A 15,704-nucleotide genomic window follows, 5' to 3' on the forward strand; every position below is an offset into this window, starting at 1 on the left:
TGCGCCGCGAAGTCGGCATGGTGTTCCAGCACTTCAACCTCTTCCCGCATCTGACGATCCTGGAAAACTGCACGCTGGCGCCGATCTGGGTGCGCAAGATGCCGAAGAAGGACGCCGAGGAAGTGGCAATGCACTATCTGAAGCGCGTCAAGATCCCGGAACAGGCCAACAAGTATCCCGGCCAGCTCTCCGGCGGCCAGCAGCAGCGCGTGGCGATCGCCCGCTCGCTGTGCATGAAGCCGAAGATCATGCTGTTCGACGAGCCGACTTCTGCACTCGACCCGGAAATGGTCAAGGAAGTGCTCGACACGATGGTGTCGCTGGCCGAGGAAGGCATGACCATGCTGTGCGTGACCCACGAAATGGGCTTCGCCCGCCAGGTCGCCAACAGGGTGATCTTCATGGACCAGGGCCAGATCGTCGAGCAGAACTCGCCGGCCGAATTCTTCGACAACCCGCAGCACGAGCGCACGAAACTCTTCCTCAGCCAGATCCTGCATTGAGCGCAGACGTCGCGGAGACATGGAAAGGCGGGCCGGAGCCCGCCTTTTTTCATTTTTCCCGCAGCTCTGCCCTGAGTTTCAACGGGCTTGCGCCAAAATGGTTGCGGAAAGCGCGGGAAAACGCCGAGAGGCTGTCGAAGCCCGAACGCAGCGCCACTTCCTGCATGGAGAGCGGCGTGTCGCGCACCATACGCTGGGCCGCCGTTAGCCGGAGGCGCAGATAGTATTTGCCCGGTGCCGTCCCAAGTCCGTTGGTGAATAGCGTCTCCAGCTTGCGCGTCGAAAAGCCGAGCCGGCGGGCAAGGGCCGCGATGGTCAGCGGCCGGTCGATCGTGCGCTCCATCAGACGGATCGCGGAGGCAAGCTCCGGCTGGTGTTCACCCAGGCGCCCGAGCGAGACGAGCGGCTGGGCATCCGTCGCCGCATGGGTCTGGTCGTAAACGAAGACGCTCGCCACATCGAGCGCCACGGCAGAGCCGAAGCGCTCGCGCACCAGATGCAGCATCATGTCGAAGGTCGGCGACGCGCCGCCGGAGGTCCAGAGCGGTCCATCGGTGACGAAACGATCGGCGCGTACGTTGAGCGCGGGAAAGGCAGCGGCGAAATCCTCCAGCTCCTCCCAGTGCGCCGTCGCGTCCCGCCCGTCGAGCAGGCCGGAGCGCGCCAGAAGCCAGCAACCCGATTCGATGCCGGCGACTACACCAAACCGGCGCGCGATCTTCTTCAACCGGGCAACGAAGCTACGGTCCGCATGGCGATCCTGGTTGAAACCGGCAATCAGCATCAGCGCATCGCCGCTCGTCACGTCGGCAAAGTCGCCGTCGACACGGATCTCCACACCGCAGGTGAGAAGCACCGGCCGCCCCTGCGGTGAGAGTATCTGCCAGCGGAACACCGGCTCCGGCACGACGCGGTTGGCAGCGCGCATCGGATCGAGCACGGAGGCCAGCGACATGATGGACGACTCCGGCAAAAGCACGATCGTGACATCGAGGGGACCCTGTTTCAGCGCATCCTTGATCATGCGGAAATAGTCAAAAAAGATGCGCCTTCTGTCAATCGGGAAAACACCATTCGGGCATGATCAGCCGCACAGGAGATCTGGAGATGCAGCCGGATCATGGTGAGAGCCCCTGTACCCCGAACACCCTGATCCGCAAATTTACCGGAACGGGTTGGCGAGCCGACAGGCGGACCAACCCGTTTTTTTTGCCTTTTCCGATTTGAAATCAAACCTTTCGCAACGGCGTGGGAACTGAGTGCCGTTTCACGCGTTCTAGTCGCGAACAACACGAAAGGTTTTCCAATGTTGAAGTTCAAGACAGGCCTTGCAGCTGGCGCCCTCTCCCTGATCATGGCTGTGACGTCGGCGATCCCGGCGCAGGCAATCACGTTTGCCCGCGTGCCCGTTCCGGAAGCGACAGCCGTCGAAAAGGTACAGTATCGCTATGAGCGCCGCGAACGTCGTGCTGATCGTCACGAGCGCCGCGCCGAACGCCGCTGGCATGGTCATCACGGCTATCGTTACGCCCGCCCGGGCTATCGCCGGCATTCGGACGGCTTCTGGTATCCGCTGGCAGCCTTCGGTCTGGGTGCAGCCATCGGCGGCGCGATCGCCAACCAGCCTTCCGCTGGCGGTTCGCATGCCCAGTGGTGCGCAAATCGCTACCGTTCTTATCGCGCCTATGACAATACGTTCCAGCCGAATTACGGTCCGCGTAAGCAGTGCGTCTCGCCCTATTGAGGCTGAATTATCAGTGAAAACGACAAAGGGCAGCCGATTGGCTGCCCTTTTCTATGCCATGGCGACCCCTGCAGGGCTCGAACCTGCGACATTCTGCTTAGAAGGCAGATGCTCTATCCAGCTGAGCTAAGGGGCCGGATGGACCTCAGTGGGTCCAGGGCTGCATACGGTTGAAACGGAAATTGTCGGGATAGGCGCAACGCTTGCGGGTCGCGTCCTTGGGCTCGATCAGACGGTATTCGATACCGTTGCGCTCGGCATAGGCAATCGCCTCTTCGCTGGTCTCGAAGGACAGCTTGACCTGCTGGTACATGTCGCCCGAACTCGTATAGCCCATGATCGGATCGATCGTCCGCGGCTTTTCGGCGTCGAACTCCAGAACCCAGAGGTTGGACTTGGCCTTGCCGGACTGCATGGCGGTCTTGGCGGGACGATAGATCTTCGCGGTCATCGAAGCGGCTCCAGAATTCTCGCATAAAGGCACGCCGTTCCGCCGGCGCGCGTCCGAGAATGCATAACCCAGATTCCGTAAAGGGGGAATGACCGGAAGAGCATTTGGCATCGAAACGCCCGCCGGACTGGTCGGAGTGGAGAGATTCGAACTCCCGACCCTCTGGTCCCAAACCAGATGCGCTACCAGACTGCGCTACACTCCGTCCGTCCCGGCGATGGGGAGATACACGCATCCGCCCGCTGCCGCAACAGCAAAGGACGGATTTTCCAAGGCCATGAAGGAATAATGCAGCTTTTACGGCGCCTTGCGCAGCTCGTTCACAAGCTGGTTTTCGATGCGGTTGCCCACGTGGATACCAAGGCGCTTCACCGTGCCGCCATTCAGCTCGAGCACATAGTCGATCGGCCCCTGCGAATCGATGATCGCCTCGGAGAGCGGCTCGGCATTCTCTTTGATTGCGCGCACTTTGCCGTCTCTGGCGATGAACAGCATGTCGAGCGGGATATAGGTGTTCTTCATCCACATGAAGACTTGGCGCGTCTCGCCGAAGGCGAAGAGCATGCCCTTGTCGTCGGCCATTTCCCGACGGTTCATCAGTCCCTGCTCGCGCTGGCGCGGCGTCAAGGCGAGTTCCACCGTGAAGGCGTGGCTCTTGCCGCCCTTGGTGATGATGGTCAGCGGCTGAGTATCGAACTTTTCTTCGGCAAGGGCGCTGAACGACAGGCAGAGAAAAAGCGCCAGAGCGGCGCTTGCAAGACGCGCGACACAGAAAGCGCGCGCGATAAAGAAATTCCGCGCGAAACGCCGCATCAGTGCGACCTGTTGCCGGGAAGCGGCATGTCGGGATGGATCTCGGCAGCCATCAGCCCCTTGTCGCCATCGCCGAAGCGCACGAGAACGACCTGACCGGGGCGAAGCTCCGTCAGGCCGAAGCGGCGCAGCGTTTCCATATGGATGAAAATGTCCTCGGTGCCCTCGCCGCGCGTCAGGAAGCCAAAACCCTTGGTGCGGTTGAACCACTTGACGAGAACGCGTTCGAGACCGCTGGACGGCGTGACCTGAACATGGGTCTTGACCGGTGGCATCTGCGACGGATGCACCGCTGTCGATTGATCCATGGAAAGAATGCGGAAGGCCTGATAACCGCGGTCGCGCTTCTGGATGATCGCGACGACACGCGTTCCCTCCAGCACCGTCTGGTAGCCGTCACGACGAAGGCAGGTGACGTGCAGGAGCACATCCTGCATGCCGTTGTCGGGCACGATGAAACCGAACCCCTTGGCGACATCGAACCACTTGATGACACCGGTGATCTCGATCAAATCGACGGCGTCATTGCTCTGGTCATCACGCTCTGTGATTTCCGTTGAAGACACCCTGTCCACCATGACCTACCAGCCCCTCGATTACGCTTCACATTGAGTTACGGTTAACTGATTCTTGAGGTTCAGAATAACATTGTCCCAATGCGAATGCGCAAGCCCCTTTGAAAGTTTTGCTGGCTGCATTGGTAGCCCTCAAGGCTTGCCTCAAGCTGACAAAACCCTCATCTTTCCGGCGATTCCACATTTTGAGGATATTCCAATGCGTTATCTCCACACGATGGTCCGCGTCAAAGACATCGACCAGTCGCTGCATTTCTACTGCACGCTTTTCGGGCTGGAAGAAGTCCGCCGCTACGAGAACGAAAAAGGCCGGTTCACCCTGATCTTCCTCGCCGCGGCGGAAGATGTCGCGACAGCCCGCGAAAAGGCGACGCCTTGCCTGGAACTCACCTATAACTGGGACACCGAGGATTATGCCGGCGGCCGCAATTTCGGCCACCTCGCCTATGAGGTCGACGATATCTATGCGCTCTGCCAGAAGCTGATGGACAATGGCGTGACGATCAACCGTCCGCCGCGCGACGGCCACATGGCCTTCGTACGCTCGCCGGATGGCATCTCGATCGAAATCCTTCAGAAGGGCGAGAATCTCCCCGCCGCCGAGCCTTGGGCCTCCATGGGCAATACCGGCGCGTGGTGAGTGCGCGCGGACGCAAGCTCCGGGCAAAGCTTGCGCCCTATATTCAGACTCACGAACCATCGTTTCGCCGTATTTGACCGGAAGATTCTTGCTATTCCGGTCAATCGCCAGCGTGAGGGGGCGTCCTGGCCGTTTTCAAGCCGGTTGTCTTCCGTTCTGCGTTTCACGGCTTCACTCGCTCCGGCCTTTACAGAAGAGGCCGGACCTGTAACATCGCGGCAACCGCAGCCTGTATCCCTTGTCCATCTTGGGCCCTTCGTGCGTGCGGTTGCGACTGTTTGAAGAAATGACCCGACCGGCGGCAAGACCGGGGGTACGAACGTCGAAAGCGGGGGAAAGCCTTTGCAGGACATGCAAGGAAAGTGGCTCGGCCTGAAAACGCTGCGGTATGGATTGCTGCTGGCCGTTTCGGTCGCCACGCTCTCGGGCTGTGTTTCCGCAGTCTCCAATGATATGCGCGCGGATATGAAGCCGGCGCAGGAAAGTGATGAAACCGTCGCGGATGCCGGCACGGACGAGACCACGACACCGGTCACGACAGCCTCGGCCGCAAGCGGCACGGCGCAGGGCACCACTGCAACCGCCAATGCCGGCGATGCCGCTATGAACGGCCAGCAGGCCGAAGTGACAGGCGATCGGGCGGGTATCGTCATGCAATCGACCACGCTGAATGCCGGCCGGTCGAGCATCTATTCCAATGGCACGCAGGCGGTTGCCACCAGCAATGCCTATTCCACGACGGGCGGCACGAATGCCGCCGTCAACAGTCTCTATACCGGAGGTGTGCAGGCCGTAGACCAGGGCGATGGCCAGTCAGGCCGCCTGCCTGTCGAGGATATGCCGCCGGTCGATTCGTCCGCACAGCAACATAAGCTCGAAACCCTCGGTGACGAGCAGTCCACGATCCTGCCAGAAAATGTCCCCATCCCCAAGACGGCGCGCATGGCGCTCGTCAACGAGGCGGGAAGCGGGAACGCGGCCGACATGGCGCTTGCCAGTGAGGTGCAAGGCGGTGACGCCGTCGCCCTGCCGAAAACGGCCACCCAGGCAAGCCTCAGCCAAACACAGACGAAGACCCAGCCGCGCAAGACGCTGACGCTCGCCTCGCTGTTCAGCAGCAAGCGCGATGCCAAGCCGCAGTTCGACGGCGAACGTTTCTCCGAGCAGCCGCGCCGGGTTCTGAACCGCGACACGGCCGGCAGCACGCAGAAGGCATCGCTTGGCACCCTGCCCGGCGTTTCCACCGCCAGCGCGATGTTCTCGACGCACCACTCCGAGGCCGACGAAGTCGAGGACGATGCGCCGCAGTTCAAGGAAGTCGCCTCGCTTGCCGGCCTCGCGCGGCTCGCGCCAAACGGCCTCTGGCTGCAGACCGACAAGGTCAAGACGGGCTGCTTCAAGCCGGAGCTGCTGCAGGTCCTCAAGACCATCGAGAAGCACTATGGCAAGCCGATCATCGTCACGTCAGGCCTGCGCGACGTGAAAGTCAACCGCGCCAAGCAATCGCTGCACACGCGTTGCGAGGCGGCGGATATCCAGATCGCGGGCGTTTCGAAATGGGAGCTGGCGGAATATCTGCGCAGCATGCCCGGCCGCGGCGGCGTCGGCACCTATTGCCATACCGAATCCGTGCATATCGACATCGGCGAGGAGCGCGACTGGAACTGGCGGTGCCGCCGGCGCAAGTGATCCACAGGGGCTAAGCCTCTGGAAACGGGCGGGTTTCCCGCCTCTGAAGCCGCCTTCGGGCGGCTTTTCATTTTTTTGTCACAAGCGTCTTTTCCCGCTTGCGGAAGGCAAAACGCCCTTCTATAAGACGCCCACCGCACGCGCCCTTCGTCTATCGGTTAGGACGCCAGGTTTTCATCCTGGAAAGAGGGGTTCGACTCCCCTAGGGCGTGCCACGGTTCCCTCTCCTTGAAATCATTGTCTTTCCAAGCAAAGTGCCGCATTGGCGCCGTTAAAAAAGTTGCGTCCAACGCGATTTTTCGGCTTGCGCATCCGCCTGCGCCCGACTAGAAGACGCCCACCGCACGCGCCCTTCGTCTATCGGTTAGGACGCCAGGTTTTCATCCTGGAAAGAGGGGTTCGACTCCCCTAGGGCGTGCCACGGTTTTCTCCCCAAACCACCCGATTTGCATCTTTTCGCCAATTGCGGCATCGCTTGGATTTCGCGCGAAAAAACTCGAAAATTCCTGCATTTAGGGCTTGCGCGAATCCATCGGCCCGACTAGATAACGCCCACCGCACGCGCCCTTCGTCTATCGGTTAGGACGCCAGGTTTTCATCCTGGAAAGAGGGGTTCGACTCCCCTAGGGCGTGCCACGGTTTCCTCCCTTTGATCGCTGAAATTGCCCCGCTTAGAACGCCTTTGCCGCGTCCAGCATGCGGAACTGTATGCGCCGGCTGCCCTGCCAGCTGTCGGCGGACAGCGTGCCGGCGACGTGTACGGCCTGGCCACGCTCCTTCATCAGGAAGATGCCGAGATCCGCATCGGCGGCGCGAAACGCCATGGCGTCGATGCGCCCGCCGTCGGGCCCTTCCAGGCTGACGCGCAGGTGATTGACGCCGACGGGACGTACGTCGCGGATACGGTGCGCCGGCAGCGCGAAGATCGGCTGCGGATGGCCGGAGCCGTAGGGGCCGGCCTGCTCGAGTTGATCGGCAAGCGCAAGCGTCGCACCGGTCGCGCTCAGCGCGCCGTCGATCTTTAGCGTCTCCACTGCCACGAGATCGCGCACCGTGCGCTCCGCCTTCTCCTCGAAGAAGCTGCGCAGGCGGCCGAGCTTTCCCCGTTCGACCGTCAGGCCCGCCGCCATAGCGTGACCACCCCCCTTGATCAGAATACCCTCGTCCACCGCCGCACGCACCATGCGGCCCATATCGAAGCCGCTGATCGAGCGCCCGGAGCCGGTGCCTTTTCCCGAGGGATCGAAGGCGATTGCGAAGGCCGGGCGGCGAAAACGATCTTTCAGGCGCGAGGCGAGCAGGCCGACAACGCCGGGATGCCAGCCTTCGCGCGCCGTCAGGATCACCGAAGCGCCCTCGCCTGTGCCGTATTCCGCCTGCGCCTCGGCTTCGGCCTCGGCCAGCATGGCGGCCTCCATGGCCTGGCGCTCGCGGTTGAGATCGTCGAGCTGTTTTGCGATCCGCTCGGCCTCGCCGGGCTCATCGATGGTCAGCAGTCGACTGCCGAGCGCAGCATCGCCGATGCGCCCGCCGGCATTGATGCGCGGGCCGACGAGGAAGCCGAGATGATAGGGCGTCACCGGCCCGCCAATGCCCGCCTGCTTCAGGAGCGCGGTCAGCCCGGCATTGCCGAGATGGCGCGCGGCGACGAGGCCCTTCACCACATAGGCGCGGTTCAGTCCCTTCAGCGGGACCACATCGCAGACCGTGGACAGCGCCACGAGATCGAGCATGGAGAGCAGATCAAGAGTTTTCGCCCTCACATCACCGCGCTCGCGCACAAGCCGCTGCAGCGCCACTAGCACAAGGAAGACGACGCCGGCGGCGGAGAGATGGCCCTGCCCCGACAGATCATCCTCGCGGTTCGGGTTGACCAGCGCATGCGCCGGCGGCAGATTCTCGCCGACCTGATGGTGGTCGATGACGACGACATCGATGCCGCGCTCGCGGGCAACGGCGAGCGAGTCGTGGCTCGTCGAGCCGCAGTCCACCGTGACGATCAACTGCGCGCCGCGTTCGATCAATTGCCCGATGGCATTGGGGTTCGGCCCGTACCCTTCGAAGATACGGTCAGGAATGTAGATTTCGGCTTCAATGCCGAAATGCGTGAGAAAACGATGGAGCAGCGCCGAGGACGACGCGCCATCCACGTCGTAATCGCCAAAAATCGCCACGCGCTCGCGCCGCTCAATAGCCCGCGCCAGCCGCTCCGTCGCGACCTGGCAATCCATCAGGCTATAGGGTTCCGGCATCAGCCGGCGCAACGTCGGGTCGAGGAACTCGAGCGCATTGTCGAACGGCACGCCCCGACCGGCGAGCACGCGCGAAATCAGGTCCGGCAGGCCATGGTTCTGGCTCATCGCCAACGCGCGGTTTTCCCCCGCCTGGTCAAGCCGCGCCACCCAGCGCTGCCCGGTCGCCGAGCGCTCGACACCGAGAAACGGCCTGACGATGGGATCTGCGTTTTCCAACATGCTCATGGCCGCTCCTCCAGGCCTTAAAAGACCAGTGCCCGCGCTCCGGCGCAAGACAGGAGGCGGGCACGGGATTTTCCGACGGGATGAGACCGATCAAGCCGTCTTCGGACGCTCGATGCGGATCACCTGCGGTTCGCCGACGAGATAGCCTTCGCCCTTGATGGAGGCGACGGCTTTGCGGACCGAGTCCTCCATCGTCGCGTGGGTGACGAGGATGATTGTCTTGGGGTCGGTCGATTCGGTGGTCGACTGCGCGCGCTGCACGATCGATTCGAGCGAGATGCCGTTTTCCGCCATGTGCTTGGCGATGCTGGCGAAGACGCCCGTGCGATCTTCCACGGAGAGACGAATGAAGTAACCGCCGTGATGCTTGCGGATCTGGGCACGCTTGTAAGGCTGAAGTGCCGCCGCGGGGCGGCCGAGCACCGGCACGGTCTGCGCACCCGGACGGCTCTTGGCGATATCGGCGATATCGCCAAGAACGGCCGACGCCGTGGCGTTGCCGCCTGCCCCCGGGCCGACCATCAGGAGTTCGCCGAGAATGTCCGATTCAATCGCCACGGCGTTCGTGACGCCATCGACCTGCGCGATCACGCTGTCGAGCGGCACCATGGTCGGGTGCACGCGCTGTTCGACGCCGGTATCGGTCTTCTGCGCCACGCCGAGCAGCTTGATGCGGTAGCCGAGATCGGCCGCTGCGCGGATGTCGTCGATGGAGATATTGGTGATCCCCTCGAGATAGATGTCGTCGGCCGCGATCTTCGTGCCGAAGGCGAGCGTCGTGAGGATCGACAGCTTGTGCGCGGTGTCGTTGCCCTCGATGTCGAAGGCCGGGTCGGCTTCGGCATAACCGAGCCGCTGGGCTTCCTTCAGGCAGGCCTCGAAGGACAGGCCCTCCTTCTCCATCTTGGTCAGGATGTAGTTGCAGGTGCCGTTCATGATGCCATAGACGCGCGAAATCGTGTTGCCGGTCAGGGATTCGCGCAGCGCCTTGATAACCGGGATGCCGCCGGCAACCGCCGCCTCGTAGTTGAGGATGCAGCCGTTCTGTTCGGCAATGCCGGCAAGTTCGACGCCGTGGGCGGCAAGCAGCGCCTTGTTGGCAGTCACGACATGCACCCCGCGCGACAGCGCCGCCTTGACGGCCGAATAGGCCGGATCGCCCGAGCCGCCCATCAGTTCGACGAAGACGTCGATCTTCGCATCGCGGGCGAGTGCGACGGAGTCATCGAACCATTCGGCAGAAGAAAGATCGACGCCACGATCACGCCCCTTGGAACGCGCGGTAATCGCGGCGATCTCGATCGGCCGGCCGCAGGTCGTCGTGAGCATGTCCCTGCGTTCGACGAGAATCTTCGCGAGCGAGGCACCAACGGTCCCCAAGCCCGCAATGCCGATCTTCAGGGCATCAGCCATTGTCATGTCCTATGTTTGGAAGAAGGCCCTGCGCTGGGAACGCGCAGGGCGGATTGTTTTAGCGATGGGCGTTCAGCGAGATGACGTTGTGCATCGTCTCGTCGGCCGTGGAAAGGAACTTCTTGATATTGCGCGCCGCCTGACGGATGCGATGCTCGTTCTCGACGAGCGCGAGGCGGACGTAATCGTCACCCATCTCGCCGAAGCCGACGCCAGGCGCAACCGCCACATCCGCCTTCTCGACGAGCAGCTTGGAAAATTCCAACGAACCGAGGTGACGGAACTTTTCCGGAATTTTCGCCCAAGCGAACATGGTCGCGGCCGGCGGCGGAACCTCGAAGCCGGCCTTGCCGAAGGTATCGACCATCACGTCGCGGCGGCGCTTGTAGACATTGCGCACTTCAGCGATGTCGGAGCCGTCGCCGTTCAGCGCATGGGTCGCCGCCACCTGGATCGGCGTGAAGGCGCCGTAGTCGAGGTAGGATTTCACGCGCGTCAGCGCAGCGATCAGGCGCTCGTTGCCGACTGCGAAGCCCATGCGCCAGCCGGGCATGGAGAAGGTTTTTGACATGGAGGTGAACTCCACCGCCACGTCGATGGCACCGGGCACTTCCAGAACGGATGGCGGCGGGTTGCCCTCGTCGAAGTAGATTTCCGAATAGGCAAGGTCGGAGAGCACGATGATGTCGTGCTTCTTCGCAAACGCGATAACGTCCTTGTAGAAATCGAGCGAGGCGACATGCGCCGTCGGGTTCGACGGATAGTTGATGATCAGTGCGAGCGGCTTCGGGATCGAGTGGCGCACGGCGCGCTCGAGCGGCGGGAAGAAGCTCTCATCCGGTTCGACGGACATGGAGCGGATCACGCCACCCGCCATCAGGAAGCCGAAGGCATGGATCGGATAGGTCGGGTTCGGGCAGAGAATGACGTCGCCCGGCGCGGTGATCGCCTGCGCCATGTTGGCGAAGCCTTCCTTGGAGCCGAGCGTCGCGACGATCTGCGTCTCCGGGTTCAGCTTCACGCCGAAGCGGCGGGCATAATAGGCGGCCTGGGCGCGGCGCAGGCCCGGAATGCCCTTGGAAGAGGAGTAACGGTGCGTGCGCGGGTCCTGCACCACTTCGCACAGCTTGTCGACGATCGCCTTGGGCGTCGGCAGATCGGGGTTGCCCATGCCAAGGTCGATGATATCGGCACCACCCGCTCGCGCGCTTGCTTTCAAACGGTTGACCTGTTCGAAAACATACGGCGGCAGACGCCGGACCTTGTGAAACTCTTCCATCTTCAACCCCGTTAGGCGTGAAGCCCCTTCGGCAGCCCTGCCGGAGGACGCAAAACTTCACGCGACTCAAGTAGCCGATTACGGGCGAAAGCGTTCAAAATGAAGGCGCTCCGCCCTGACCGGCGGCCATCGGCCGCCTTCCGCTTTGCTGCCAAACGGCAAGAAAGGCAAGTGCTAATTCGCCTTCTGGATTTCCGAAAGTGTCTCGCGGCCATGACCGTCGCGCAAGGCCTGCAATTCGGCAAGCTGGCGGCGGTATTCTGCTTCGGAAATCGCGCCGGAGTGACGGCGATTCGTCAGGGATGTCAGACGGGCGCTGATGGCGGATGCCTCCTCGTCGCCCATCTGTTGTGTCTCGGCGCTGACAATGGCGGTAATATCGGGATAGGCGTCGGAGCGGTTCGCGCCGGCATTCACCGTCGCAGCCGATTGCGTCGAGGTAGAGGAAGCGCAGGCCGAGAGAACAGCCGGCACGGCGGCCATGAGAAGGACGGCGCTCAAGCGCCTGATTTCGAACGCCATGTGGCTGTATGCTCCTGTCGAAACGACCGGTTCCGGATATTGCCGGGAAAGGCTGTCAGGCCCTTGTAATCTGTTTCGGACAGAATGTAAAAATACAAAAGAGACAATAAAATCGGGAGAAAGAGATGGCCGAGGACAGCAAAGCGGGTGAACGCGATGCGGCCACAGACAAGCCCGGTTTTCAGGCGTTCGACCCGGCCGTGATCGAACCTTACATCGTCAAGGACCCCGAAGCGCTGACGGTCAACATCGCGCGCACCGTGGAACAGCTCGGAAAGGCAGCTTCCGCGTGGCTGGCGCCGCGGGAAAGCGGCGAGAAGGTCGACACCGTTGCCGAGCCGATGGTCGATATGGTCAAGACGCTCTCGAAGGTCTCCGAATACTGGCTGGCCGATCCGCGCCGGACGCTCGAAGCCCAGACCATGCTGCTCGGCAGCTATTTCAACATCTGGTCGCGCACTTTGAACAAGCTCGGCGGCCAGGAAATCGAGGCGGCTCCCGATCCGCACGCCAAAGACAAGCGCTTCGCCGACGAGGACTGGGTTAAAAACCCTTTCTTCGATTTCCTGCGCCAGGCCTATTTCGTGACGTCCGACTGGGCCGAAAAGCTCGTCGCCGACGCCGACGGGCTCGACGAGCACACCCGCCACAAGGCCGGCTTCTATGTGAAGCAGATCGCAAGCGCGATTTCGCCGACCAATTTCGTCACGACGAACCCGCAGCTCTACCGCGAGACCGTCGCCTCGAACGGTGCCAATCTCGTGCGCGGGATGAAGATGCTCGCGGAGGATATTGCCGCCGGCAAGGGCGACCTGAAGCTGCGCCAGACCGACACCAGCAAGTTTGCCATCGGCGAAAACATGGCGCTGACGCCCGGCAAGGTCCTTGCCCAGAGCGATGTCTGCCAGGTCCTCCAGTATGACGCAACGACGGAAAACGTGCTGAAGCGCCCGCTCCTCATCTGCCCGCCCTGGATCAATAAGTTCTACATCCTCGATCTCAACCCGGCGAAGTCCTTCATCAAATGGGCGGTCGACCAGGGGCACACGGTCTTCGTCATCTCCTGGGTGAACCCCGACGAGCGCCATGCCGACAAGGATTGGGAATCCTACGCTCGCGAGGGTATCGGTTTTGCGCTCGACACGATCAAGCAGGCGACCGGCGAGGAAGAGGTCAATGCCATCGGTTACTGCGTCGGCGGAACGCTGCTGGCCGCCACGCTCGCCTTGCATGGTCAGGAGGGCGACAAGCGCATCCGCACCGCCACGCTCTTCACCACGCAGGTCGATTTCACTTATGCCGGCGACCTCAAGGTCTTTGCCGACGAGGATCAGATCGACGTCATCGAGCGCGGCATGAAGGCGACCGGCTATCTCGACGGCTCGAAGATGGCCACCGCCTTCAACATGCTACGCGCCTCCGAGCTGATATGGCCCTATTTCGTCAACAACTACCTGAAGGGCCAGGATCCGATGCCCTTCGACCTGCTCTACTGGAATTCAGATTCTACTCGAATGCCTGCCGCCAACCATTCGTTTTATCTGAGAAATTGTTATCTAAATAATACGCTCACAAAGGGCGAGATGACGCTTGGCGGCAAGACATTGTCCCTGAAGGACGTGAAGATCCCGATCTACAATCTCGCCACCAAGGAAGATCATATCGCACCGGCGAAATCGGTCTTCGTCGGCAGCAAGTTCTTCGGCGGCAAGGTCACCTATGTAATGGCCGGCTCCGGCCATATCGCCGGCGTCGTCAACCCGCCGGACAAGAAGAAGTACCAGTATTGGACCGGTGGCCCGGTGAAGGGGGAATTCGAGGACTGGGTGGCGAAAGCCAAGGAGACGCCCGGCTCCTGGTGGCCGAACTGGCATGAATGGATCAAGGCCGAGGACGACCGCATGGTGCCCGCTCGCAAGACCGGCGGCACGATGAACTCCATCGAGGAAGCGCCCGGTTCCTATGTTCGCGTGCGTGCCTGATATCGCATGAAGTTCGATCCGCCGCTTGTCTCCGGCACCCTCGTGCAGCGCTACAAGCGCTTCCTGTTCGACGCCGTCCTCGATGACGGCTCGGCGATTACGGGCTCATGCCCCAATACCGGCTCGATGCGCGGCCTGACCGCGCCGGGCTCGCGCATCTGGATGTCCGAAAGCGACAGCCCGACCCGAAAGCACCGCCATCGCCTCGAACTGGTCGAGGCCGATGACACAGTCGTCGGCATCAATACCGGCCTGCCGAACCGTCTTGCGGAAGAAGCCATCCGCGCCGGCCTCGTTTCCGACCTCGGATCCTATCCGCTGCTGGAGCGCGAGAAGAAATACGGCCGCAATTCCCGCATCGACATCCTGCTCTCCGGTGACACGCGACCACCCGCCTACGTCGAGGTCAAGAACGTGCATTTCCGCCGCACGCCTCACCTCGCCGAATTCCCGGATACGGTGACGGAGCGCGGCGCAAAACATCTGGAAGAGCTGGGCGACATGGCCGAGGCCGGTTTTCGCGCCGTCATGTTCTACCTGATCCAGCGGGAGGATTGCGAGCGATTCCGTATCTGCGCCGATCTCGACCCGACTTATGCAAAGGGTTTTCAGCGCGCCATGGCACGCGGCGTCGAGGCCTATGCGGTGAAATGTGCCGTTACATCCAAGCAAATCCGCCCCGTGGCCGCGATCGCCATGGACGAACCCGGTGCCGCTGTTTTATGACGGTCAGGAAAGACGAGCGAAAGTTGGACCATGGTGACCTATATCGACGCGACCTCGGCGCCGCTGAAGAACACGGGCGTGATCCGCCTTTATGACGCGGACGCCTTCGACGGCATGCGCAAGGCCTGCCAGCTGACGGCGCGCTGCCTCGATGAGCTCTATCCGCTGGTCAAGCCCGGCGTCGCGACCGATGTCATCGACCGCTTCGTCTTCGAATTCGGCATGGATCACGGCGCCCTGCCCGCCACGCTGAACTATCGCGGCTACACCAAATCGACCTGCACCTCGATCAACCATGTGGTCTGTCACGGCATTCCCAACGATAAGCCGCTGCGCGAAGGCGATGTCGTCAATATCGACGTCACCTTCATCCTCGACGGCTGGCACGGTGATTCGAGCCGCATGTACCCCGTGGGCGAGATCAAGCGCGCTGCCGAGCGCCTGCTGGAAGTGACCCACGAATGCCTGATGCGCGGCATCGCCGCTGTCCGCCCCGGCGCGCGCACCGGCGCCATTGGCGAGGCGATCCAGACCTATGCGGAAGCCGAGCGCTGCTCGGTGGTGCGCGATTTCTGCGGCCACGGTGTCGGCCGGCTGTTCCACGACGCGCCGAACATCCTGCATTACGGCCGGTCCAACGAAGGTCCGGAAATGAAGGAAGGCATGATCTTCACCATCGAGCCGATGATCAATCTCGGTCGCCCGCATGTGAAGGTGCTGTCCGACGGCTGGACCGCCGTCACCCGCGACCGTTCGCTTTCGGCGCAATACGAGCACACGGTCGGCGTCACGGCCGATGGCTGCGAGATCTTCACCCTGTCGCCCGGCGGCCTCGACCGCCCCGGCCTGTCCGCATAGGCCGCCCATGACGGGATCGCGCGGCCGCC

15 protein-coding genes and 5 tRNA genes are annotated in these 15,704 nt (G+C 62.1%); 10 read left to right on the forward strand and 10 right to left on the reverse strand.

The genetic code is table 11. The features are described 5' to 3' along the window. The coding region (locus tag D0Y60_RS00005) for an amino acid ABC transporter ATP-binding protein (protein ID WP_147324474.1) at positions 1-503 on the forward strand (503 nt) is incomplete at its 5' end. Positions 504-552: 49 nt separating this feature from the next. On the opposite strand, the gene D0Y60_RS00010 is transcribed toward D0Y60_RS00005, so the two are convergent. Then, positions 553-1,527, reverse strand: a complete 975-nt coding sequence (locus tag D0Y60_RS00010) for a GlxA family transcriptional regulator (RefSeq protein WP_117366103.1) — start codon at positions 1,525-1,527, stop codon at positions 553-555. Between the two features lie 330 nt (positions 1,528-1,857). On the opposite strand from D0Y60_RS00010, the gene D0Y60_RS00015 reads away from it, so the two are divergent. Next, positions 1,858-2,247 carry a BA14K family protein gene (locus D0Y60_RS00015; protein ID WP_245409079.1) on the forward strand — a complete coding sequence of 130 codons (390 nt, stop codon included), beginning with the start codon at positions 1,858-1,860 and terminating at the stop codon, positions 2,245-2,247. A gap of 59 nt (positions 2,248-2,306) precedes the next feature. On the opposite strand, the gene D0Y60_RS00020 is transcribed toward D0Y60_RS00015, so the two are convergent. The 5 genes from D0Y60_RS00020 to D0Y60_RS00040 all read right to left on the reverse strand — a co-directional run bounded on the left by D0Y60_RS00020 (position 2,307) and on the right by D0Y60_RS00040 (position 4,089). Continuing rightward, a tRNA-Arg gene (locus D0Y60_RS00020) sits at positions 2,307-2,383 on the reverse strand. A 9-nt stretch (positions 2,384-2,392) separates the two neighbouring features. Continuing rightward, complete coding sequence (locus D0Y60_RS00025) at positions 2,393-2,698, reverse strand: ETC complex I subunit (protein WP_117366105.1); 306 nt, start codon at positions 2,696-2,698, stop codon at positions 2,393-2,395. Between the two features lie 128 nt (positions 2,699-2,826). Further along, positions 2,827-2,903, reverse strand: a tRNA-Pro gene (locus tag D0Y60_RS00030). 92 nt (positions 2,904-2,995) lie between these two features. After that, the gene (locus tag D0Y60_RS00035) at positions 2,996-3,511 is read right to left on the reverse strand and encodes a DUF192 domain-containing protein (RefSeq protein WP_117366106.1); all 516 of its coding nucleotides are present in this window, start codon (positions 3,509-3,511) and stop codon (positions 2,996-2,998) included. Continuing rightward, positions 3,511-4,089 (reverse strand): cold-shock protein, encoded by a 579-nt coding sequence (locus D0Y60_RS00040; protein WP_117366107.1) that lies wholly within the window; start codon positions 4,087-4,089, stop codon positions 3,511-3,513. The genes D0Y60_RS00035 and D0Y60_RS00040 overlap by 1 nt, the downstream gene beginning before the upstream one ends. A gap of 196 nt (positions 4,090-4,285) precedes the next feature. Between D0Y60_RS00040 and gloA the strand changes: the two genes are divergently transcribed. The 5 genes from gloA (at position 4,286) to D0Y60_RS00065 (ending at position 7,051) form a co-directional block, all read left to right on the forward strand. After that, positions 4,286-4,726: a lactoylglutathione lyase gene (gene gloA, locus D0Y60_RS00045; RefSeq protein WP_117366108.1), complete on the forward strand. Its 441-nt coding sequence runs from the start codon at positions 4,286-4,288 to the stop codon at positions 4,724-4,726. Positions 4,727-5,077: 351 nt separating this feature from the next. After that, positions 5,078-6,415: a YcbK family protein gene (locus D0Y60_RS00050; RefSeq protein WP_158565347.1), complete on the forward strand. Its 1,338-nt coding sequence runs from the start codon at positions 5,078-5,080 to the stop codon at positions 6,413-6,415. 140 nt (positions 6,416-6,555) lie between these two features. Next, positions 6,556-6,630: transfer RNA gene (locus D0Y60_RS00055), tRNA-Glu, on the forward strand. 131 nt (positions 6,631-6,761) lie between these two features. Beyond that, positions 6,762-6,836, forward strand: a tRNA-Glu gene (locus D0Y60_RS00060). Positions 6,837-6,976: 140 nt separating this feature from the next. After that, positions 6,977-7,051, forward strand: a tRNA-Glu gene (locus D0Y60_RS00065). A gap of 35 nt (positions 7,052-7,086) precedes the next feature. Here D0Y60_RS00065 and recJ read toward each other — a convergent pair. The 4 genes from recJ to D0Y60_RS00085 all read right to left on the reverse strand — a co-directional run bounded on the left by recJ (position 7,087) and on the right by D0Y60_RS00085 (position 12,109). Then, positions 7,087-8,895, reverse strand: coding sequence for a single-stranded-DNA-specific exonuclease RecJ (gene recJ / locus D0Y60_RS00070; RefSeq protein WP_117366110.1), 1,809 nt, complete (start codon positions 8,893-8,895; stop codon positions 7,087-7,089). Positions 8,896-8,985: 90 nt separating this feature from the next. Further along, on the reverse strand, positions 8,986-10,308 hold the full coding sequence (locus D0Y60_RS00075) for a homoserine dehydrogenase (RefSeq protein ID WP_117366111.1): 1,323 nt from the start codon (positions 10,306-10,308) through the stop codon (positions 8,986-8,988). 58 nt (positions 10,309-10,366) lie between these two features. After that, positions 10,367-11,587: an LL-diaminopimelate aminotransferase gene (locus D0Y60_RS00080; RefSeq protein ID WP_117366112.1), complete on the reverse strand. Its 1,221-nt coding sequence runs from the start codon at positions 11,585-11,587 to the stop codon at positions 10,367-10,369. Between the two features lie 174 nt (positions 11,588-11,761). Then, positions 11,762-12,109, reverse strand: coding sequence for a hypothetical protein (locus D0Y60_RS00085; RefSeq protein WP_117366113.1), 348 nt, complete (start codon positions 12,107-12,109; stop codon positions 11,762-11,764). Between the two features lie 125 nt (positions 12,110-12,234). On the opposite strand from D0Y60_RS00085, the gene phaC reads away from it, so the two are divergent. From phaC to map, 3 genes are read left to right on the forward strand one after another with little or no spacing between them, the layout of a single operon-like run. Then, complete coding sequence (gene phaC / locus D0Y60_RS00090) at positions 12,235-14,091, forward strand: class I poly(R)-hydroxyalkanoic acid synthase (protein ID WP_117366114.1); 1,857 nt, start codon at positions 12,235-12,237, stop codon at positions 14,089-14,091. A gap of 6 nt (positions 14,092-14,097) precedes the next feature. Then, a complete protein-coding gene (gene sfsA / locus D0Y60_RS00095; protein ID WP_117366115.1) occupies positions 14,098-14,817 on the forward strand; it encodes a DNA/RNA nuclease SfsA in 720 nt (239 codons plus the stop codon). A 30-nt stretch (positions 14,818-14,847) separates the two neighbouring features. Continuing rightward, positions 14,848-15,675 carry a type I methionyl aminopeptidase gene (map, locus tag D0Y60_RS00100; protein WP_117366116.1) on the forward strand — a complete coding sequence of 276 codons (828 nt, stop codon included), beginning with the start codon at positions 14,848-14,850 and terminating at the stop codon, positions 15,673-15,675. Positions 15,676-15,704 lie beyond the last annotated feature (29 nt).

Origin of the sequence: Shinella sp. WSJ-2 (genome assembly GCF_003432075.1) — a bacterium.
Taxonomy (GTDB): Bacteria; Pseudomonadota; Alphaproteobacteria; order Rhizobiales; family Rhizobiaceae; genus Shinella.